Annotated in this window: 20 protein-coding genes and 1 pseudogene; 18 read left to right on the top strand and 3 right to left on the bottom strand. The window is 40.4% G+C overall.

Annotation, left to right across the window (positions count from 1 at the left end):
* Positions 1–12: 12 nt before the first annotated feature.
* Together A8805_RS08530 and A8805_RS08525 are read right to left on the bottom strand one after the other, a co-directional pair.
* Positions 13–714, bottom strand: coding sequence for a response regulator transcription factor (locus tag A8805_RS08530; protein ID WP_109710052.1), 702 nt, complete (start codon positions 712–714; stop codon positions 13–15).
* Positions 715–783: 69 nt separating this feature from the next.
* A complete protein-coding gene (locus A8805_RS08525) occupies positions 784–3,159 on the bottom strand; it encodes an endonuclease MutS2 (protein ID WP_109710049.1) in 2,376 nt (791 codons plus the stop codon).
* A 345-nt stretch (positions 3,160–3,504) separates the two neighbouring features.
* Here A8805_RS08525 and A8805_RS08520 point away from each other — a divergent pair, with 345 nt between their 5' ends.
* From A8805_RS08520 to A8805_RS08490, 7 genes are all read left to right on the top strand, one after another.
* Entirely contained in the window at positions 3,505–4,794 is a 1,290-nt protein-coding gene (locus tag A8805_RS08520; protein ID WP_109710047.1) for a S1C family serine protease, read from the top strand.
* Between the two features lie 201 nt (positions 4,795–4,995).
* Positions 4,996–5,940, top strand: a complete 945-nt coding sequence (locus tag A8805_RS08515) for a 3'-5' exoribonuclease YhaM family protein (RefSeq protein WP_109710522.1) — start codon at positions 4,996–4,998, stop codon at positions 5,938–5,940.
* A 53-nt stretch (positions 5,941–5,993) separates the two neighbouring features.
* Positions 5,994–7,388 (top strand): 23S rRNA (uracil(1939)-C(5))-methyltransferase RlmD, encoded by a 1,395-nt coding sequence (gene rlmD, locus A8805_RS08510; protein WP_109710045.1) that lies wholly within the window; start codon positions 5,994–5,996, stop codon positions 7,386–7,388.
* Between the two features lie 173 nt (positions 7,389–7,561).
* Positions 7,562–8,041, top strand: a complete 480-nt coding sequence (locus tag A8805_RS08505) for a hypothetical protein (protein WP_109710042.1) — start codon at positions 7,562–7,564, stop codon at positions 8,039–8,041.
* A 65-nt stretch (positions 8,042–8,106) separates the two neighbouring features.
* Positions 8,107–8,646 (top strand): DUF1697 domain-containing protein, encoded by a 540-nt coding sequence (locus A8805_RS08500; protein ID WP_109710040.1) that lies wholly within the window; start codon positions 8,107–8,109, stop codon positions 8,644–8,646.
* Positions 8,647–8,680: 34 nt separating this feature from the next.
* Positions 8,681–9,166: a hypothetical protein gene (locus A8805_RS08495; RefSeq protein ID WP_109710037.1), complete on the top strand. Its 486-nt coding sequence runs from the start codon at positions 8,681–8,683 to the stop codon at positions 9,164–9,166.
* Between the two features lie 167 nt (positions 9,167–9,333).
* Positions 9,334–9,771, top strand: a complete 438-nt coding sequence (locus tag A8805_RS08490) for a SufBD protein (protein ID WP_109710519.1) — start codon at positions 9,334–9,336, stop codon at positions 9,769–9,771.
* Positions 9,772–9,856: 85 nt separating this feature from the next.
* On the opposite strand, the pseudogene A8805_RS22945 reads toward A8805_RS08490, so the two are convergent.
* Positions 9,857–10,021: pseudogene (locus A8805_RS22945) on the bottom strand (GntR family transcriptional regulator); the annotation flags it as partial.
* Positions 10,022–10,219: 198 nt separating this feature from the next.
* On the opposite strand from A8805_RS22945, the gene A8805_RS08480 reads away from it, so the two are divergent.
* The 11 genes from A8805_RS08480 to A8805_RS08430 all read left to right on the top strand — a co-directional run bounded on the left by A8805_RS08480 (position 10,220) and on the right by A8805_RS08430 (position 20,935).
* On the top strand, positions 10,220–10,579 hold the full coding sequence (locus tag A8805_RS08480; protein WP_109710035.1) for a DUF2294 domain-containing protein: 360 nt from the start codon (positions 10,220–10,222) through the stop codon (positions 10,577–10,579).
* Between the two features lie 229 nt (positions 10,580–10,808).
* Entirely contained in the window at positions 10,809–12,665 is a 1,857-nt protein-coding gene (locus A8805_RS08475) for a DUF4914 family protein (protein WP_242992306.1), read from the top strand.
* Positions 12,666–12,677: 12 nt separating this feature from the next.
* Complete coding sequence (locus tag A8805_RS08470) at positions 12,678–13,913, top strand: DUF3360 family protein (protein WP_109710031.1); 1,236 nt, start codon at positions 12,678–12,680, stop codon at positions 13,911–13,913.
* A 241-nt stretch (positions 13,914–14,154) separates the two neighbouring features.
* The gene (locus A8805_RS08465) at positions 14,155–14,862 is read left to right on the top strand and encodes an MBL fold metallo-hydrolase (RefSeq protein WP_109710029.1); all 708 of its coding nucleotides are present in this window, start codon (positions 14,155–14,157) and stop codon (positions 14,860–14,862) included.
* Positions 14,863–15,019: 157 nt separating this feature from the next.
* Positions 15,020–15,274 carry a GNAT family N-acetyltransferase gene (locus tag A8805_RS08460; protein WP_330405892.1) on the top strand — a complete coding sequence of 85 codons (255 nt, stop codon included), beginning with the start codon at positions 15,020–15,022 and terminating at the stop codon, positions 15,272–15,274.
* A 57-nt stretch (positions 15,275–15,331) separates the two neighbouring features.
* Positions 15,332–15,970, top strand: coding sequence for a DUF998 domain-containing protein (locus tag A8805_RS08455; RefSeq protein ID WP_109710027.1), 639 nt, complete (start codon positions 15,332–15,334; stop codon positions 15,968–15,970).
* A gap of 266 nt (positions 15,971–16,236) precedes the next feature.
* The gene (locus A8805_RS08450; RefSeq protein WP_109710025.1) at positions 16,237–17,760 is read left to right on the top strand and encodes a DNA methylase; all 1,524 of its coding nucleotides are present in this window, start codon (positions 16,237–16,239) and stop codon (positions 17,758–17,760) included.
* Complete coding sequence (locus tag A8805_RS08445; protein WP_109710023.1) at positions 17,757–18,197, top strand: hypothetical protein; 441 nt, start codon at positions 17,757–17,759, stop codon at positions 18,195–18,197. Before A8805_RS08450 ends, A8805_RS08445 begins: the two co-directional genes overlap by 4 nt.
* Before the next feature lie 162 nt (positions 18,198–18,359).
* Positions 18,360–18,803, top strand: a complete 444-nt coding sequence (locus tag A8805_RS08440; RefSeq protein ID WP_109710020.1) for a hypothetical protein — start codon at positions 18,360–18,362, stop codon at positions 18,801–18,803.
* A gap of 240 nt (positions 18,804–19,043) precedes the next feature.
* Positions 19,044–19,226, top strand: coding sequence for a hypothetical protein (locus tag A8805_RS08435; protein ID WP_109710018.1), 183 nt, complete (start codon positions 19,044–19,046; stop codon positions 19,224–19,226).
* Between the two features lie 170 nt (positions 19,227–19,396).
* Complete coding sequence (locus tag A8805_RS08430; protein ID WP_109710016.1) at positions 19,397–20,935, top strand: glycine betaine ABC transporter substrate-binding protein; 1,539 nt, start codon at positions 19,397–19,399, stop codon at positions 20,933–20,935.
* Positions 20,936–20,938 lie beyond the last annotated feature (3 nt).

Genomic DNA, 20,938 nt, shown 5'->3' with positions numbered 1-20,938 from the left:
AGGCACTTCCTTTTACTTTACTTCGAATTTATAACCGATTCCCCAGACTGTACTAAGTCCCCATGAGGAATGGTCCTTAATTTTTTCACGCAGGCGCTTAATATGGACATCAACAGTCCGGGTATCACCGATATACTCATATCCCCAGATCTGATCCAGCAATTGTTCTCTTGTAAACACCTGATTCGGAGAGGAAGCCAGAAAATAAAGAAGCTCCAGCTCCTTAGGAGGCATTTCTACAGGATGGCCGTCACAGACAACAGAATAATTAGTCAGATTAATCGTAAGCCCGTCATACTGGACACATTTTGTCTTGTCCTCAGTTGCTTCTTCCGCCTTCACAGGCTGATATCTGCGGAGGACAGCGCGGACCCGGGCAACCATTTCCTTTGAGTCGAAAGGCTTCATAATATAATCATCTGCACCTAACTCCAATCCCAGCACCTTATCAAACACCTCGCCTTTAGCAGACAGCATAATAATCGGGGTAGAAGACTTGGCACGGACCTCCCGGCAAACCTGGTAACCGTCAATTCCGGGCAGCATCAAATCTAAGAGAATCAGGTTCGGATGGTAAGTCTCAAAAGCCGACAGGGCATCCTCACCATTATATACAATCTTTGTATCAAAACATTCCTTCACCAAATAGAGGGAGATTAATTCTGCAATATTTTCATCATCATCCACAATCAAAATTTTCTGTTTTACAACCATGATAGCCTCCTTAGGGATCTGACCCTTTTGAGGGTCATTTTCTGAATATTCAGACAATATGTGTTCCTGCTATTTTAATTCTACAATTGTGACACCGGCATCCCCTTCACCAAATTCTCCCAGCCGGTATGATTTTACATGCTTCTGGCGGCGGAGATACTCGTGAATCCCTTTCCGGAGCGCGCCGGTACCTTTTCCGTGTACTACACGCACAGTGCCTAAATGGGAAAGGATGGCGTCATCCAGGTATTTGTCCAACTCTGAAATCGCTTCATGCACGGTTTTTCCGAGAAGGTTAATTTCAGGACTGACGGACAGTGACTTGCTCATCTTTAACTTTCCTTTTGAAGTCCGCTTCATATTTTTGGATGTATAAGAAGTTTCTTCTTCTACAATTTCCAAATCGGAAATATTTACCTGAGAGCGGAGGATTCCCATCTGTACCGTCAAATTTCCCCGGGAATCGGGCAGTGAACTGACGGTTCCGGTCAGATTCATACTTAAGACACGGACGGATTCTCCAAGTTTAAAGTCTTCCGGCTTATACTCTTTTTTCTGCCTTTGGACGGATAGTGTGTTGGACGCGGAAGTTTCCTTCATTTTTTGGCGCAGGCGTTCCCGCTCCTTTTCCATCTCCGCTGCGGATATGTTTTCTTTTCCAAATTTGCGGAAGTTCTTTATAGTCTCATCGGCAACCTCTTTCGCTTCCCGCAAAATAACACTGGCTTTTTCCTTTGCCTCTTTGAGGATACGTTCCCGCTGTTCTTCTATCTTTTCCTGCTTTTGCTTTGCCTGATTTTTTAAAGCTTCGATTTCACGCTTATAGGCATCAATTGCCTCCTGCTCTTTTTCCAGGGTACGTTTGCTTGTTTCCAAATCAGTCAGCAAATCTTCGAAGGAAGCATCCTGTTCTGTCAGGTGCTGCTTTGCATCCTCTATGATATAATCCGGCAGCCCAAGTTTACCGGATATGGCAAAGGCATTACTCTTTCCAGGAATTCCGATCAGAAGCCGGTAGGTGGGTTTCAGGCTTTCCACATCAAACTCACAGCTTGCATTTTCCACCCCGGGGGTAGTGAGTGCATAGACCTTCAGCTCACTGTAATGTGTGGTTGCCATTGTGCGGATATTCTGATTGTGCAGATGAGATAAAATAGCAATGGCAAGAGCCGCACCCTCAGTGGGGTCTGTGCCTGCCCCCAATTCATCAAACAGAACCAGTGATTTCTCATCCACTTCCTGCAGAAATGAAACAATGTTAGTCATGTGGGAGGAAAACGTACTCAGACTCTGCTCTATACTCTGTTCATCACCAATATCGGCATAAACCTGATGGAAAATAGCAAGTTCTGAACGGTCTCTGGCTGGTATATGCAGGCCAGCCTGTCCCATAAGAGTAAACAGGCCTACTGTTTTCAGCGATACCGTCTTACCGCCGGTGTTGGGTCCTGTTATGATTAACATGGTAAAATCTTTCCCCAGCATAACGGTAATCGGAACGACTTTCTTTGCATCCAGCAGCGGATGGCGTCCTTCCCGGATATGAATGTGCCCTTCTGTGTTCAAAATAGGGCGGCTGGCATTCATAGAAAGTGCCAGGGAGCCCCGGGCAAAGATAAAGTCCAAATCGGTCAATATTTTATAATTCTGATGGATCTCTTCAATATATTCTGCTGCATCTGCACTCAGACGTGCAAGAATGACCTGAATCTCCTCCTGCTCTTTTGCGTAAAGTTCTTTTAAATCATTATTCAGTTTTACTACAGCCATAGGCTCGATAAATAAAGTGGAGCCGGACGAAGACTGGTCATGAATCATACCATTTACCTGATTGCGGTGTTCCGATTTTACAGGAACACAGTAACGGTCTCCCCGCATGGTAATGATGGCATCCTGTAAATAAGTGCGCAGTGAACCATTCACCAGGTTAGTCAGGGTGGCATGTACTTTATCATTGAGAGAACCGATGTTTCTGCGGATACTCTTGAGGGTGCTGCTTGCATCGTCACTGATTTCATCTTCTCCCTGAATACACCGCTCAATTTCAGTTGTCAGCGGAGTCAGGGGTTCCAGTTGTTCAAAATAAATATCCAGGCAGTCAGCCAGCTCGTCCTGGGTATCGTGCCGTCCGTAAGACTTGGTGCGGGCTGTGGTTTTAAGAAGCTTACAGATACGAAGCAGCTCTCCGCTTCCTAAAGTACCGCCTATTTCCAGGCGCTTTAAAGATTCCCCCACAGGAAATGCATCGCTGAGGGAGATTCTTCCTTTTTTAACAATTCTGGTAAATGCTGCCGCCGTCTGCTCCTGACAGGTATTGATACGCTCCATGTCAGTCATTGGCTTTATCTTCCGGCAGAGCTGCTTTCCTCTCATGGAAGAAGCCTGCTCCTCTAAAAGTGCTGTAATTTTATAAAATTCTAGTTTATTTAAAGTTTTTTGATTCATTATTATCACCTTTTAATTAAGCTCGTAAAGTATCTGTTCAGAACAGTTACCTCGTAAATACATTCTACCTTATTTGACGGATATTGAAAAGGATAAGAATAAAAAATGTTACAGTTCACACCCTGCGGGTGCGCACTGTAACGACATCCAGCCCATTTAAGTCGCCTACGGCGAGGGGCTGGATGTCCTGAAACCAATACTTTAATGGTTCCGATACCGTGCAGCGGAGTGCACGGCCCGGTCTGAACAGTAACTAAAAAATATCTTACAGGTAAAAACGATGTACTTCATATTGAACAATCGACATGAATCGGTTATACTATAGGCTAAAGGAGATTAGAGCCTATGTCCTATAATGAGAATCCCCAATTGGAGCCAGATGCAGGCCCCCCGGAACAGAAAGAAGAAAAGTTCTCATTTTTACAGGAGACGATAAAACCAAAACCAGTCACCAGGAAGAAAATCCTGACCCAGCTTACCAGGGTAGGGATATATGGACTGATTTTTGGCGCGTTTGCCTGTGTTGGTTTTTTTGCGCTCAAACCATGGGCACAGGACAAGTTTCGGGAAAGTCCCAAGACTGTAACAATCCCGGAGGACGAGGTAACTGATACTACACAGGCCGAAACTCCGAATACAGTAGAAACAGTTTCTCCAGCATTAAACTCAGATAGTTTCAAGGAAATCATGCGCAGTATGTATGATGTGGCAAAGGAAGCCGGCAAATGTGTAGCTACCGTGCAGCCCGCAGGCAAGGATGAGGTTTTGTCCTCAGACGGCAGCGGAACGGAAAATAGTGTTACAGGGCTGATTGCCGCCGACAATGGACAGGAGCTTCTGATATTATGTGATAACTCTGTATGTAAAGATGCCGATAAGTGGACGGTTGTACTTGCAGACAGCAGCAAATATGAAGTGTCTTTGAAAAAACAGGACCACAACAGCGGATTTGCAGTATTTAGTATTCAGCGCGGGAAAATTCCAAGTAATACCTGGAGTGCTATTCAGGTCGCATCTCTGGGAAATTCCAATATCACTACAAAAGGAGATGTAGTAATAGCCATGGGAAATACATTTGGCTATGCAGACGGAGTAGGGTATGGGATTGTAAGCTCTAACGCTTATGAGGAAACATTGGCAGACGGCCAGCGCAGCGTGCTTGCCACAGATATTTCAGCGTCAGCTCATGGGACAGGTGTTTTGTTTAACTTAAAAGGCGAAGCCGTTGGTATGATTGACCCCGGTATTTGGGGAGGAACTGAAACAAATACCGCAAAAGCACTTGCTATTTCCGACTTGAAATCTACAATAGAGCTTTTGGTAAACGGCGAGAGTGTGCCTTATGTGGGAGTTTACGGCACAACGATTAATGATACAATTGCAGAAGAACAAGACATGCCCGTAGGAGTCTATGTGGTGGAAGTAAAACCAGATTCTCCAGCAATGTCTGCAGGAATCCAAAATGGGGATATTCTGCAGGAAGTTTCAGGGGCAAAGGTATCCAACACATTATCCTATGAAAAAGCAGTTATAAGCAGTAAAGTAGGAGAAAACATAAAAATAACAGGGAAACGCCGCGGTGCGAATGGCTACGTAGATATTGAATTTAATGTGGTCATAGGCAGCCAGGAATAGAATTCCTGGGCCGAAGGCGGAATAAAGGCTTAATAGGAGCAGTATATAGGAACAACATAAGACCGGAAAAGGTATAATGGCTGCCCAGGTTATAGGGCAGCCTGAATCATGTAAAAGGCAGATATTTTGAAATGGACTGTCAAAAGCTGAAGACGTGAGTAGTGAGCCTTTGACGGAGGCATATATAGAATGGAGGAAATTATGAAATTTATCAATGAATTACACGAAGGGGAGACGATACGCGGCATCTACCTGTGCAGGGGAAAACGTTCTGCGGAGACAAGGAACGGAAAAGCTTATGATAACCTGATGCTTCAAGATAAAACGGGTGTTTTGGATGGGAAAGTCTGGGACCCTAACTCTCAGGGGATTGCCGATTATGACGAAAAAGACTTTATTGAAGTGGTTGGTGATGTGATTAGTTATAACAATAACCTGCAGCTTAATATTAAGCAGATTAGAAAAGCAGGTGAAGATGAGTATAATCCTGCAGACTATATGCCTACATCGGAAAAAAATGTAGATACTATGTATGAGGAGCTGCTGGGGTATATCGGGCAGATATCTAATGTTTATCTGTGCCAGGCAGTAGAGTATTATTTTGTAAATGATGTAAAGTTTATAGAGACATTTAAGGGGCATTCAGCGGCCAAAACAGTGCACCACGGATTTGCCGGGGGACTGTTGGAACATACATTGAGTATATTAAAACTGTGTGAGTACTTTACGGGAGCGTACCCTATCCTTAATAAAGACTTGCTGTATGCAGCGGCTCTTTGCCATGATATTGGTAAAACGAAGGAATTATCTGATTTTCCAGATAATGATTATACGGATGACGGACAGCTGCTGGGACATATTATCATTGGAGTAGAGATGATAAACGATGCAATCCGCACGATTCCTGATTTTCCGGAAAAACTGGCAAGCGAGCTGAAACATTGTGTCATAGCCCATCATGGAGAACTGGAATACGGTTCCCCGAAAAAGCCGGCGCTGGCGGAAGCGTTTGCACTTAATCTGGCAGATAATGCAGATGCTAAAATGCAGACACTGACGGAAATATTTAAAGATAAGAGCGGGACAGACTGGCTGGGGTATAATCGGTTATTTGAATCAAATATAAGAAGAACATCCATTGAGTAGAAGAGTTGCGTAGAATAGCGGCGGGATGCACCACTTATTAAAAGGGGATATTTATGCAAAAAAATGATATTGTGACAGTGACAATAGAAGATATTGGAGTAAATGGAGAAGGTATAGGCAAAATAAATGGCTATACCTTATTTATTAAGGATGCAGTTATTGGGGATGTAGTAGAAGCTAAAATTATGAAGGCAAAAAAGAATTATGGGTATGCAAGGTTGATGAACATTATCCAGCCTTCACTTTATCGTGTGGAGCCGCAGTGCCAATTTGCGCAGAAATGCGGTGGGTGTCAGATTCAGGAGATGTCTTATGAGAAGCAGTTGGAGTTTAAGAGTCATAAAGTGAAAGAGAATCTGGAGAGGATTGGGGGCTTTGCGCCGGAACTGCTGGAACGGGTTATGGAACCTATTGTGGGGATGGATGAGCCATTTTATTATAGGAATAAGGCGCAGTTTCCGTTTGGGACAGATAAAGCGGGGGAGCCGGTTACGGGTTTTTATGCAGGGCGCACCCATGATATTATTGCCAATACGGATTGCGCACTGGGAGTTCCGATGAATAAGGAAATATTGGAACTGATATTGGAGTTTATGAAAAAGCATGGGGTATTGTCCTATGATGAGAAAACCGGGAGAGGCTTAGTGCGCCATGTTTTGATTCGGTATGGATTTACAACGAAGGAAGTTATGGTGTGTTTGGTTGTGAATGGGAAATCTATTCCTTATAGTGAGGAGTTGGTACGGGAACTTCGGAAGATAGAGGGGATGACCAGTATTACTATGAGTGTTAATACCAAACAGACGAATGTGATTATGGGAGAGAGTTATGAAATTCTGTGGGGGCAGGGATTTATAACAGATTATATTGGGGAGATTAGGTATCAGATATCTCCGTTGTCGTTTTATCAGGTGAATCCGATACAGACAGAAAAACTTTATAGGCTGGCTTTGGAGTATGCGGATTTGCAGGGGGATGAGACGGTATGGGACTTGTATTGTGGGATTGGGACCATTTCTCTGTTTCTGGCACAGAAGGCAAAGCAGGTGTATGGGGTGGAGATAGTGCCTCAGGCTATAGAGGATGCGAAGAATAATGCGAAGATAAATGGGATTGAGAATGCGGAGTTTTATGTAGGAAAGGCGGAGGAAGTGCTGCCGGGGTATTATAGGGAATATGAAAGGGAGAATAAGGGAGAGAGAGGATGGGCGGATGTGATTGTAGTGGATCCGCCGCGGAAAGGGTGCGAGGAAACACTGCTGGAAACGATGGTGGAGATGAGACTGGGGAAGATTGTGTATGTGAGTTGTGATTCGGCTACATTGGCGCGGGATCTGAGGTATTTGAATGAAGGAGGGTATGAGGTGGAGAGAGTGAGGGCGGTGGATCAATTTCCGATGACGGTGCATGTGGAGACGGTTGTGTTGCTGGAGAGGAAAGCCCCATAAATCAAAGGATACAGGGATTTTGGGAGAGGAATGGACGTGTGTTTTTTGTAGTGATGATTCGTCCACGGAAACTGATTTTACCCCGGGGGTAAATTTATATTACTGAAATTGAATTTACGATTATGACTACAATGCAAAGAGCAAGGTAGATCAGAATTTGAGGAGGACAACCTATGGATAATAATGTGCATTTTGGCGATGGAGTGCTTGATGAAGCAAAAGGTGACATCAACAGCAGGGCAAAGGAATTGGTAAAAATAGCTATAGATGTTGTTTTTGATTATCTCGAAGGTGAAGTAAAAGACCTTCCAGAAACAATTAAGCGACTACATAATAGTCCAGAGACAGAGCAGAAAATAGCTGAGTTATGGTCTGAACGTCTCTTTGAGGAAGGTCTTGTGCCAAAAGGATATAATAGCTTGCCGGATAATCTTCTGATTTCAAATTTCCATCAGGAGGGATATTTAGATGGACTATATGCTGGATATGTCCTTGCGATGATGGCTCTGGCAGAAAACGATGCCCCCAAGGATATAATTCTTGCCGCAAGAGATTATATTCGCCCTAATTTAATAGGGCATCATTATGATGACCGAGATGAATTTATCGGTCAGTACAAGGGCGAGAAGTATAGCTGGATTGATAAAACGTGAGAACCATTATCAGGTACCTAATCAAGAAAGCGTAAAATTCGAATTGGGAGAGGTGAAATTCTTATATGAAAAGATATATTGCATTATTGAGAGGCATCAATGTAAGTGGCAAAAATAAGATTGCTATGTCTGAATTAAAAGCAGGCTTTGTAAAATTAGGCTATAAAGAAGTTTCTACACACCTTAATAGTGGCAATGTTATCTTTTCGAGTGACGCAGATGATATGACTGTTCTCTCAAGCACAATAAAAGCGATGATAAACAACAGGTTTGAATTGGACATACCAATCTTTATTGTCTCGCAGAAAGAGTTGGATGATATATTAAATAATGCTCCCGATTGGTGGGGCGATAATAACAAAGAAATTTACGATAACCTCATTTTTATGTTTCCGTCCTTGTCTTATGAGGAGTTTTATAATGAGGCTGGAAATCCTAAAGAACAATATGAAAAAGTGCATAATTATAAAAATGCTATTTTCTGGTCTTTTAGTCGTAAAGATTATCAAAAAACGAATTGGTGGTCAAAGACTGCTAGCTCTATTGTAAGCAATAAAATTACAATTAGAACCGCAAATACGGTGAGAAAAATAGTAGGAATATAATCTGAAAAGTTGAATTTGAGGGAGGAAAAAGATAATGGCAAAAGAGAAAGCTTCATTCAAAGAATTTTTATCGATAGTTATGTCAGAACATCAAGCGTTTGTTGAGAAACTTAATAACAAGCTTATTGAACAGGGCTGTGCCCTTGTAATCAAGGAAGCAAAAAGCGGTTACGCTGCTTCATACCAACTAGAGAAGAAAACAGTAATGAATTGGGTGTTTCGCAAGTCTGGTGTTTGGGCACGGATTTACGGTGACAATGCTAGCAAGTATGAAAATGCAATTGCTTCTCTGCCTGATGATATGCAAAAGAAAATGACTACTTCTCGTGACTGCAAAAGGCTTATTGACCCTACTGCTTGTAGCGACACCTGTGTTAAAGGTTTTGTTTACGCTTTGAATGGCGATACACATAAAAAATGCCGTAATGACGGAATGCTCTTCCTTCTGACAAATGAAACAGCGGAACATATAGCCGGACTGGTCTTTGCAGAGGTTGCTGCACGTAAGCCGGTTTCATAACAGCAGAAAAGTTAAGCCCGTTTGTTAGATTGATAAATATAGTATTGAGAAAACAAAATATAAAGACGATTAAAGCGTATCAATTTGACTTTATCGTACAGTGGTTAGTAGAAGCTCTTTTGCCATAAGGTACTTTGATTTTTTATGTATGGAAGGGAAATCTGCTTATGGAAAACTTAATTCAAGGTCTGTATAATAAGGATAGCAAGGAAGCATATAAAGTTTTTCAATTATTAGAGAAACAAAGCCAGAAGAACAGTGAAGTTTATAAGTTTTTTGATGTTTTCATTGATATGATGGCTGCAAAAAACTCATATGTCAGAACCAGAGGGCTATTATTGATAGCAGCAAATGCAAAATGGGATACAGAAAATAAAATTGATGAGATTATTGATGATTATTTACGGCATATTGTAGATGAAAAGCCAATTACGGCAAGACAGTTTATAAAGGCGTTACCATTGGTAGCTAAATATAAGCCAGAATTGAAAGAACTTATTTTGAATGCTTTATTAAAGGCCAATGTCAGTATCTATCCAGATAGTATGCGTTCTTTGGTGGAGAAGGATATTCATAATACCATAAGAGAGATAAAAGAGGAGTAGTAGATGGGATACAGTTTTTTAGATTTAGCAAAAGAAGTTTTGGAACATAAAAATATACCACTATCAGTAGAGGAGATATGGGAAGCTTTTGAACGGTTATGACACTTACGTGAATTGATTTTGCCAATGAACGCATTGATGGAATGGGATCTCCGGTTCGCAATTCACCGCTCATTATCATAGCCTTTATTTGCATTGTGATCTGTTCATATATTGGTTTGCCTGTGTTGCTGCTTATAATTATGTCCAGAATGAACTCCTCCTTTTGTGCTTAGTGTACTTAATGTATAAGCACACTATAACAACAGAGTCTATACATGTCAAGAAATATTTTTGGGGAAAGTTGCTTACGTGCGGCTGCTGTGGTGAACTACAAAACGAACTATAAAATATATTTTGACATTAATAGACAGATGTGATATCTTATAGAGGTATAGGCGGTGATAAGATGACTAAAGGTCAATTGGAGGCCAAAATTAGTGAAATAGTTAGTAAGTTTGAGATTGAATATATGGGAAGAGGTCCTAAAACAATTAAGACATACATTATTAATGATATGATAGTTGTTAGATTGACGGGCTTCCTAAGTCCTTCTGAACAAAAATTAACTGATAATCTGCAAGGAATTGAGCTGTTTAAAAAAGTTCGTACTTCTTTGTTCGAGGGTGGGAGAGGATATCTGGAAACATTAATAATGGATTTTATTGATGTAGCCATAGTCAGCACTCACTCCGATATTAGTACTAAGACAGGTGAAAAAATAATAGTTATTACCGTAGACAAAAATCTGGAAGACTATATAAAATAAGTAACGGAAGACAATGCAAAGTGAAAGTTTTTTCAAGTTGTAAGTAAGCCGATATCCAAGCTTTAATGGATATCGGCTTTTTATATTTTAAAAGGAGGTTTTTATGAATAAAAAAAGTAGCAGTGATTGTGGGAAGTGATAGTGACTTGCCAGTAGTAAAAAAAGACATTAATACAAACAATAAAATGCGATTGAGAGGTATATATGTATGCAGGAATGTTTAAATAGAATGAATTTACCGGATTATGTACTTGAAATACTGAAATCTTCAAAAGGTGTTATTATTCCCAAAACAAGAACGGAGTTATTCGAACTTGCGATGGGGAACGAATCAAATACTATTTTTCAGGTAGAGTATGAGGTTAATGGTATAGGCAATGTGTTAGAGGCAACGGTTACGAAATGTAAAAATGGTGCTGTTGTAAATTATGTAGATGACTACATGAGAAGGCGTGACCCTGATTGCTTGCTGGTAGCAGATAATAAAGATACAGATAAGCCAAAATATGAAGATACCTATAATAAAGAGTTCAAGACAGTGAGAATGGAAACCTTTGAATGGTTGAAAAATCAGGAGCTTATTTTGTTTCCTTTTAAATCAGGAGGAATTGAATACGGATATGATTCAATATTGATTGCGCCATCAAATGCAGGTTTTTTTGCTGCCGGACTTGCAGATTTACAGGGGTTTTTAAGTGTTGATGACATTGGAGATGATTTCAATCCACGTGCAGTAATATTTTTAGCACCGCCTTTTAGACATACACATTTTGAAGGAAAACAGATAGTGCTTCATAATCGTTTAGATGATATACATGAAGTATTTTCATATAATCTTTATCCTGGACCAAGTGCAAAAAAAGGAATATATGGAGTTCTGCTTAACATTGGAGAAGAAGAGGGCTGGATTACTGCACATGCATCTACAGTCAAAGTAATTACCCCTTACGATAATGAAATTGTTATCATGCACGAGGGAGCTTCAGGTGGTGGGAAAAGCGAAATGATTGAAGATATTCATAAAGAGATGGATGGAAGAATCGTATTATCAAAAAATAAGGTTTCAGGTGAGAAGGAGTATATTGTATTAAACGAGACCTGTGAGTTACAGCCGGTAACAGACGATATGGCATTGTGCCATCCTAAAATGCAGAATGAAAGCAAAAAGCTGGTTGTAAAGGATGCAGAATCTGCGTGGTTTTTGAGATTAGATAATATAACAAAGTATGGAACTTCACCACATTATGAAGAAATATTGACACAACCTGCTGAACCTCTTGTTTTTTTAAACATTGAAGCTGTTCCAAATGCAACTTGCCTTGTCTGGGAACATATTTTAGACAGCAATGGTGAACCATGTCCAAACCCACGGGTTATTCTGCCAAGGAGATTAGTTCCGAAAGCAATAGATGCGCCAGTTGAGGTAGATGTGAGAAGTTTTGGTGTGCGTACGCCATCATGCACAAAAGAACAACCCTCCTACGGAATTATGGGGATTTTTCATGTGCTGCCGCCAGCCTTGGCATGGCTGTGGCGTTTGGTAGCACCAAGAGGATTTAATAACCCAAGTATTATTGATAAAGCAGAGATGTCAAGCGAAGGGGTAGGATCATATTGGCCGTTTGCCACAGGAAAGATGGTAAATCAAGCAAATCTTATGCTTGAGCAAATTATGAATTCAACCAACACAAGATATGTATTGATACCAAATCAGCATATTGGTGCCCATGAAGTAAGCTTTATGCCGCAGTGGATCGCAAGAGAGTATATTGCGCGCAGAGGCAGTGCAAAATTTAAACCGGAACATTTAATTGAGGCTCGGTGCCCACTTTTAGGCTTTGGCCTTGAATCATTAAAAATTGATGGTCAATATATAAGAAAAGTATTTCTTCAGCCAGAAAGACAGAAAGAAGTTGGGTTAGAAGGATATGATGCAGGGGCAAGGATATTGAACGACTTTTTTTCAGAGGAACTTAAAAAATATAATACAGAGCAACTGAACCCATTGGGCAGACAGATTATTGATTTATTCTATAATAATGCAACGGTTGAGCAGTATATGGAATTAATGCCAATGAAATATTAATGTTGGTGTATTATGATTAAAATAATCAAGAATTTACACATCAGCTATAAAGATTTTATTCCGGCGCTGTCAGGGCTTATCGGAAAAATTGCACTTGTTTCTTCATTTGCTTTGGTATGGGCGCAGGAACTTTCTATCACTAATCCTAATTTTGTTTTGGAGAATGTTAGGATTGAGATTCTTATAGGAAGTATTATTACATTGATTGCCTCTTTGTTGTACCCGAATGCGGCACCCGCAGGGACATTGGCACCACTGGTTGTACTTATTCCAGTAATGTCTGCATTTGGGGTACATCCGCTTATATTGGGAATTACAGTTGGAGTTTTGGGAATTTTGGCAGTAAGAAGCGGACTATTTAAGAACCTGGTAGATTTGTCCGGGTTTACATGCAAGACAAGCATTACGCTCACTTTCGGGATTTCCGGTATATGGATGTCAGTTCAAAAATTATATACTTTTTTCAATCAAGAGAAACATATATTCTGGATAATGGTAACTTTTCTTACTATTATCTATGTTATATTGGTTTGTTCCAAAAAAAATGGGCTGGTAATACCATTGGTATCTGTAGCTGCATTTCTAATTCCCAAACTAGCTGGTACAGGATATGTAATAACACCGGTAAGTTTGAATCTAAATTTGAATCCTTTCTATTGGTGGAATGATATGTGGGGAATCGGATTTGGTCTTAATGGAATTACAATTTTAAAGACGATACCATTTGCGGCTTTTGTTATATTGTTATGGGCTATTGATACCTTGTCTATTCAAACAATCAGAGAAGGCAGTTACAGAAAAGAGGAAAAAAAGGAGCAGCTTGATATTGTTCAATCATTTTCGATTGTTGCAATAAGAAATATTATAGGGTCTTTCTTAGGAGGGGCACAAACGGGATCTCTTTGGAGAAGTTTTTTGATACCACTTTATACGGTCAAACGCCCTATGAGGAACTGTGCGGTGCTGCTTGGTGTACTTGGGATAATTGCCAGTCTTACAATGATTCCTATTCAGATCATGTCATATACTCCATTGGTATGGTCGGTGCTTTTATTTGGAATATTTATGCCATTTGCGGTAGTAGCATTGACGAATACTAAAAATGCGGGGGAATCCAGAACAAAGCTATTTATATTAACTTTTTCTATTATTGGAATCGCAATAAGTCCAATAATAACATGGATAGCTTCAGTGCTCTATGAAAAAATAGAGAGACAAAGATTAAGTATAAAGAGTAAGAAAGAATAGTTACTGTTTCATAATGATTTTAAAGGCTTTCTATGATAAAATATCAATCATAGGAGGCCTTTTATTATGGCAAGAGAAAAGAAACCGGTATACAGATTACAAATAACCGATGGAAAACGTAACATTATCTGACGGCTCCCTTTGGTATAAACATGCTGTTGCATGTGAGAAACCCTGATCTGTTGACATGTTGCGGTGGAATAAAGAAATAAATGATAAAAACTTAAAGAGGATTCAAATAATGAATAGAATAATTGTTTTAGATATAAGATTTAAATTTGGCGATGTTGAGGATACAATTCATCCAGTTATATTAATAGATGATAAAAATATGGTTTTAATTGACTGTGGATATACAGGTTTTCTCCCTGCCATTGAAAAGGCAATAGAAGAGCATAATCTTGACTGTGGAGATTTGACTCATGTTTTGATTACACACCAAGATCATGATCATATGGGCTCAGTATATGATTTAAAACAGAAATATCCACACATACAAGTAGTTGCAGGCAAAAAGGAATCGCCGTATATTTCTGGTCAATTAAAATCTCTGCGGTTGGAACAAGCAGAAGCTGTGCAGGCGAAATTACCTCAGGAACAAAAAGCTTTTGGAGTGGAGTTTTGTAATATCCTAAAAAATGTACAGCCTGTTGAGGTGGATTTGGAAGTATGTGACGGAGATATTTTTGATTGGTGTGGGGGTTGTACGATAATTGAAACACCAGGTCATACTCCAGGTCACATTTCAATCTTTGTGAGTCAGAAGAAAGTTATGATTACAGGGGATGCAGCCACGCTGAGAAACGGGAGGCTGGTAATTGCAAATCCTCAATATGCATTAGACTTAGACGAGGCGAAGGTATCACTACGTAAAATCCTGACATATGGAGCAAAAGAAATTATCTGTTATCACGGGGGTGTTTGTCTTTCCACGCACCACGAGGACTAATATAAATGAGAAGTTATGAGGAGATGACCGGATGGAAATCAGATTGATAAATGAACAAGATGATTGCTTTGCCAAGTAATGTCTGTGAGGAGAGCTGGAAAAGTGCCTATAAGGGTATAATTCCCCAAACGTATCTTGATAGTATTCCAAAAGGTCATTGGGTGAAATCATCTCCATTTATCTCTTGCCTGAGTATTTGGGAAAAGGCTATGGAAAGCAGTTATTACAAGCAGCAATTGATGACTTGATACAGATGGGCTACAAGGATATTTTTCTGTATGTATTGGAAGCCAATGCTAAGACACGACGTTTTTATGAACGGTTTGGCTTTAAGGCCAGCAGTGCATATTTAGAGGATAATATTGGTGGTAAATGTTTACGGGAAATACAGTACGTGTATCATGCCGAATAGTAGATCTTTAAATCTACAGTTCTAGCTTGTAATTAGGGAATATATGGAGGAATTGAGATGATCATGAATAACAGGATACTATCTATTATGATACTGATAGCTATTGTTGGAGACTTTGCTGTTCCATATATACTTGCACCGTTTTACAAGGGCTACTCACACACGAGGTCTGTTATGAGTTCGCTGGGGAATCCAAGCAGTCCTGTGCGCATGCTTTATAATATTTGGCTGGTTGTATTGGGGGTACTGCTATTAGTTTCTTGTAAGTTAATATATATTAGATTTTTATCCGTTTCAAAAGGCCTGTCCATTGCACTTATTGTGCTGGTTGCAGCCTTTGCCATAGGCGCAGGTGTTATATCCGGGCTGTTCAGTGTTAATGAGAGAAAGGATGTTGTTACAATTGCATCACAGATTCATGGTATAGGGGCATCTGTTGGATTTATACTTCTATTGTTTGCTCCTCTGTTGTTAGCAATTCTTTTCTTCAAGGAGAACCATAGATTCGAAGGGGCATTTTCTTTGGTTTGTTTTGCTGCCGCATTCGTTTTCTTTGGGTTATTTATTATGGCAGAAAAGCAGCCGTTTCAAAATACCATAATTGCGCTGGAAGGGCTATGGCAAAGATTAACACTTCTCTTTATGTATCTCCCATTTAGCGGTGTTGCGATATCGGAATTATTACAAATAAAATGACCTTAGCACAGTGGCTCCCAGTGAAAGACAGGAAGGTGAGCATTATATGGCACTACAAATAAAAAGGATTTACGATTCTTTTCAGGAAAGTGATGGGACACATCTCCAATTGAATATCGAAAAGTAAAAGGAGTTATGTTATAATCAACCCAAACTTTCGTAAAAAAATATATTAATATGGAAGGTTTGAAGCTGTGGCGGTGCATACTATGAGAGAGACATAATCTTAAACAGATATATTTTTAAGGAGGCACCTGAGAATAAATATGAAGAACAGAGTCTATCTCGCAATCGATTTAAAGTCCTTCTACGCTTCAGTCGAGTGTATGGAACGAGAGCTGGATCCGCTGACTACTAATCTTGTTGTTGCTGATGCGAGCCGCACTGAAAAAACCATCTGTCTTGCCGTTTCACCTTCCCTCAAAGCATACGGCATTCCCGGCAGGCCGAGGCTTTTTGAGGTTGTACAGAAGGTCAAGGAAGTAAATGCGGTACGGCTGCGCAAAGCACCAGGACGAGTCTTTTCCGGTGCGTCCTTCAGTGATATGGAGTTGAAATCTTCACAGGATATCTCACTGGACTATATTATTGCTCCACCGAGAATGGAGTATTATATAAAATACAGTACACAGATTTACAATATCTACTTGAAGTACATTGCGCCTGAAGACATTCATGTCTACTCCATTGACGAGGTATTCATTGATGTTACCGATTATCTGAACGCTTATAATCTTACAGCCCGTGAGCTTGCCACAAAAATGATTCTGGATGTTCTTAAAACAACTGGCATTACAGCATCAGCGGGAATCGGCACAAATCTGTATCTTTGTAAGATTGCTATGGATATTCAGGCAAAGCGTATTCCGGCGGATCAGAACGGTGTGCAGATTGCGGAATTGGATGAAATGAGCTACCGGCGCTTGTTGTGGTCATACCGGCCTCTAACGGATTTTTGGCGCATTGGCAGGGGATATGCCAGGAAGCTGGAGGAACAAGGTCTCTTTACGATGGGAGATATCGCAAAATGTTCCCTCGGTAAACCCACTGATTACTACAACGAGGATTTACTCTACAAGCTGTTCGGCATCAATGCGGAGCTTTTAATTGACCACGCGTGGGGGTGGGAACCATGCACGATTGCCGATATTAAAGCTTATAAGCCAAGCACAAACAGTATTAGCTCGGGGCAGGTACTGCAATCCGCCTATACCTTTGACAAAGCGAAGCTGATTGTGCGGGAAATGACTGATCTGCTGGTGCTTGACCTGGTGGATAAGAGGCTTGTGACTGACCAGCTGGTTTTGACGGTTGGATATGATATTGAAAATCTGACAAACCCGAAGATAAAGAAATCATATAACGGGGCGGTTACCACTGACCGTTACGGACGCAGCCTTCCGAAATCTGCCCATGGTACGGCGAATCTTGGCAAACAGACCTCTTCTGCAAAGCTGATTCTGGATGCCGTGACAGAGCTATTTGTACGTATAGTTGACAAAAATCTCCTGGTCAGGAGAGTCAGCATCGCAGCGAATCATGTTGTTGATGAGGCAGCTGTTCAAAAGACGGACAACTTTGAACAGCTTGACCTCTTTACGGATTACACAGCTGCGGAGGCGAAAAAAGAGGAAGAAGAAGCTGAACTTGCACGAGAAAAAAAGGTGCAGCAAGCAGTCCTGGAAATAAAAAAGAAATACGGCAAGAACGCTGTTTTAAAGGGTATGAATTTAGAGGAAGGTGCTACTACAGTAGACCGGAACAAGCAGATTGGAGGGCACAAGGCATGACGAAAGCATATGATGACATCATCCATCTGCCACACCATGTCTCTGCAACGCGCCCTCATATGACAGTCATTGACCGGGCAGCTCAGTTTTCTCCTTTCGCGGCATTGACCGGCTATGATGCTGCCATCAAAGAAACTGCAAGACTGACTGATGAGAAAGTAGAATTGGACGAGTACATGAAGGATGCTTTGAACGATAAGCTGCAAATCATAGCGGACCATCTTAAAGAGCATCCTGAAATTGCAATTACCTACTTTCAGCCAGACGTGAAGAAGAATGGCGGAGCCTATGTCACTGCTGGCGGTACGGCTAAAAAGATAGACGAATATAAACGAGTTGTCGTTATGAGTGATGGCACAGTGATCCCCATTGATGAAATAATCAGTATAGAGGGGCAGGTATTTGAAACTATGGAGATTCATTTGTATGGTGAGTAAATAACTATAAATGGAATATGTCTGTATCGTTAAGATTTGGACGTAATCAATTTTCTGCATTATTGTGAAAAGGAGTACAAAATATGCAACCATCAGTCTTAAACCCAAAGACATATTAGATGAACAATTGAAATTAGCGAAAATCATATCAGGAGGTATAATATGGATTTAGAACTCATGCTGGCTATGCTTGAAGATAAAGACACATCAAAAGCATTTGAAGTATTAAAAGAGTTGGAGAAAATATCAGATGATGTGAATATTTTATACCCTTATACTGATAAATTCATAGAAATGATTCATAGTGAAAAATATGTTATACGGGTACGGGGATTCAGGTTATTTTGTAAACAAGCTAAATGGGATGTGGGTGGCGTAATTGATAAGAATCTGGAAGACGCTTTGGATATACTTAATGACGAAAAGCCAACGGCTGTACGACAAGCATTAGCGGCATTAAAAGAGCTTGTTCTATATAAAAAAGAATGGAATGAACTTGTAAAAGAGAGAGCTTTAGCAATTGATTATTACCGTTATAAAGATACTATGCATAGCCTGATTTCAAAGGATATCGAGGCGCTGTTAGCGGTTATAAAAGAGAATTAAATAGGAATTTATCGAATACTTATAATAGTGATGTAAAGGGAGCGTAGTTAATATAATGGATTTAAGGCAGATAAGCCGGAATTGCAGCGAACATTAGTAACTAAAGAGGGTTTATGGCAAAGAATGAATTTGCTGTTTATGTATCTGCCGCTTGGATACATTGCAATAAGAAACATTTTGGGCTGAATTTAGCAGCAGCGGACTGAACGGTATATCTTAAAGAGGTTAGGAGATTGCTTTATGGTGAAAGAAATGAATAAAATGAGAGTGATAGATTTAAAATTCAACAAGATTGTTTGTAAAACCGGATGCCTGCGTAAAGTGGGCATTTTTATTTTACATAATAGGAAACTGGCCGCTAAAGCGGCCGCGCTCCGGCGCGCGAGCCAGGCCTGCCAGACTCTTTATTCTATAAAAAGTTAATAAAAAAGAAATAAGGGTTGATTAATAAGAAAAATAATTATATACTAGTGAAAACATATGTTCGAAAAAGGGAGGGCCGGAGTTCATAAAAATAGCAGCTTAATTTTAGATATCAGGAAAAGATATCGAACTAAATCCTGTAACCCAATCAGAAGGAGGATAACGGATAGATGATAAATGAGATTTTAAACCTATTGGTCGAACGCCGGACATTTTTCACCAACTTATTGCTGGAACATTTGAAAATATCAACTATTTCAATATTGATAGCGATTGTTTGTGGATTAATCATAGGTATACTGATTAGCGAATATAAAAAAACTTCAAGGTTAACCCTTGGAACTATTAACTTCATTTACACCATTCCCTCGATATCATTGCTTGGATTTTTAATCCCCTTTTCAGGAATCGGTAACGTAACCGCTGTTATTGCTCTATCCATATATGCGTTGCTGCCTATGGTCCGTAACACCTATACAGGGATTACCAATATTGATGAAAATATTCTGGAAGCCGCAAAAGGGATGGGAAGTACAAATATGCAGATCCTTTTTAAAATAAAACTTCCCCTTGCAATGCCGATTATTATGTCAGGCATCCGCAATATGGTTACGATGACGATTGCACTTGCAGGGATTGCTTCCTTTATTGGTGCCGGCGGCCTTGGCGTTGCTATCTACAGGGGTATAACGACAAATAATGCAGCCATGACATTGGCTGGCAGCCTGCTCATTGCTATTCTGGCGCTTGTTATTGATGCCCTCATTGGGATTGCAGAAAAGAGAATTAAGACACACAGAAAATACAGCAATAAAAGCAAAGTTATTGCGGCGGTGATGGTTGTAGTCCTCTGCATTAGCATCATAGGAGGCACACTCTGGAGCAGCCGGATGCGAAATACGGTAAGCATCGCAACAAAACCAATGACTGAGCAATATATTATCGGTGAGATGCTGGATATGCTTATTGAACAGGAAACTGATTTAAATGTACAGCTTACACATGGTGTCGGCGGCGGCACCTCAAATATACAGCCTGCAATGGAAAAGGGTGAATTTGATATTTATCCTGAATATACGGGAACGGGTTGGAACATGGTATTGAAAGAGAGCGGCTTGTACGACGAAAATATGTTTAACAGCCTGCAGGACCAGTATCAAAGTGATTTCAACATGTCTTGGATTGGAATGTACGGTTTTAACAATACATATGGATTGGTTGTCCGAAGCGAGATAGCGGATGAATATGATATTGAAACTTACTCAGACCTTGCACGCATTTCAGACCAGCTTGTGTTTGGTGCAGAATACGACTTTTTTGAACGTGAAGATGGTTACGATCCACTTTGTGCAGAATATGGGTTTGAATTCAAAGATACGGTAGACCTTGATATTGGCTTAAAATATCAGGCAATCAATCAAAAGAAGATAGATGTTATGAATATTTTCACAACTGACGGACAGCTAAGTGTTTCAGACGTTACGGTTCTTATTGACGATAAAAGTTTCTATCCGTCTTATATGTGTGGAAATGTTATACGAAATGAGGTGCTTGAAACACACCCTGAGCTTGAGCATATTTTTATACAATTAGAGGGAGCTATTTCAGATGAGAATATGGCTGAGATGAATTATGAGGTGGAAACAGACGGCAGGGAGCCAAGAGATGTTGCGGCGGCGTTCTTAAAAGCAGCCGGACTTTTGGAATAGGAG

The organism is Faecalicatena contorta (assembly GCF_003149105.1).
Taxonomy (GTDB): domain Bacteria; phylum Bacillota; class Clostridia; order Lachnospirales; family Lachnospiraceae; genus Muricomes; species Muricomes contortus_C.
The sequence above is the reverse complement of the archived record's forward strand: the minus strand, read 5'-3'. Positions and strand labels throughout refer to the sequence as shown.

Coding starts and splice junctions, on each gene's coding strand:
- A8805_RS08440 (WP_109710020.1), top strand. CDS start 18,360: ATGGATTTAGAACTCATGCTGGCTATGCTTGAAGATAAAGACACATCA.
- A8805_RS08525 (WP_109710049.1), bottom strand. CDS start 3,159: ATGAATCAAAAAACTTTAAATAAACTAGAATTTTATAAAATTACAGCA.
- A8805_RS08505 (WP_109710042.1), top strand. CDS start 7,562: ATGGATAATAATGTGCATTTTGGCGATGGAGTGCTTGATGAAGCAAAA.
- A8805_RS08465 (WP_109710029.1), top strand. CDS start 14,155: ATGAATAGAATAATTGTTTTAGATATAAGATTTAAATTTGGCGATGTT.
- A8805_RS08455 (WP_109710027.1), top strand. CDS start 15,332: ATGATCATGAATAACAGGATACTATCTATTATGATACTGATAGCTATT.
- A8805_RS08495 (WP_109710037.1), top strand. CDS start 8,681: ATGGCAAAAGAGAAAGCTTCATTCAAAGAATTTTTATCGATAGTTATG.
- A8805_RS08490 (WP_109710519.1), top strand. CDS start 9,334: ATGGAAAACTTAATTCAAGGTCTGTATAATAAGGATAGCAAGGAAGCA.
- A8805_RS08515 (WP_109710522.1), top strand. CDS start 4,996: ATGAAATTTATCAATGAATTACACGAAGGGGAGACGATACGCGGCATC.
- A8805_RS08500 (WP_109710040.1), top strand. CDS start 8,107: ATGAAAAGATATATTGCATTATTGAGAGGCATCAATGTAAGTGGCAAA.
- A8805_RS08520 (WP_109710047.1), top strand. CDS start 3,505: ATGTCCTATAATGAGAATCCCCAATTGGAGCCAGATGCAGGCCCCCCG.
- A8805_RS08530 (WP_109710052.1), bottom strand. CDS start 714: ATGGTTGTAAAACAGAAAATTTTGATTGTGGATGATGATGAAAATATT.
- A8805_RS08430 (WP_109710016.1), top strand. CDS start 19,397: ATGATAAATGAGATTTTAAACCTATTGGTCGAACGCCGGACATTTTTC.
- A8805_RS08435 (WP_109710018.1), top strand. CDS start 19,044: ATGGTGAAAGAAATGAATAAAATGAGAGTGATAGATTTAAAATTCAAC.
- A8805_RS08475 (WP_242992306.1), top strand. CDS start 10,809: ATGAATTTACCGGATTATGTACTTGAAATACTGAAATCTTCAAAAGGT.
- A8805_RS08450 (WP_109710025.1), top strand. CDS start 16,237: ATGAAGAACAGAGTCTATCTCGCAATCGATTTAAAGTCCTTCTACGCT.
- A8805_RS08480 (WP_109710035.1), top strand. CDS start 10,220: ATGACTAAAGGTCAATTGGAGGCCAAAATTAGTGAAATAGTTAGTAAG.
- A8805_RS08445 (WP_109710023.1), top strand. CDS start 17,757: ATGACGAAAGCATATGATGACATCATCCATCTGCCACACCATGTCTCT.
- rlmD (WP_109710045.1), top strand. CDS start 5,994: ATGCAAAAAAATGATATTGTGACAGTGACAATAGAAGATATTGGAGTA.
- A8805_RS08470 (WP_109710031.1), top strand. CDS start 12,678: ATGATTAAAATAATCAAGAATTTACACATCAGCTATAAAGATTTTATT.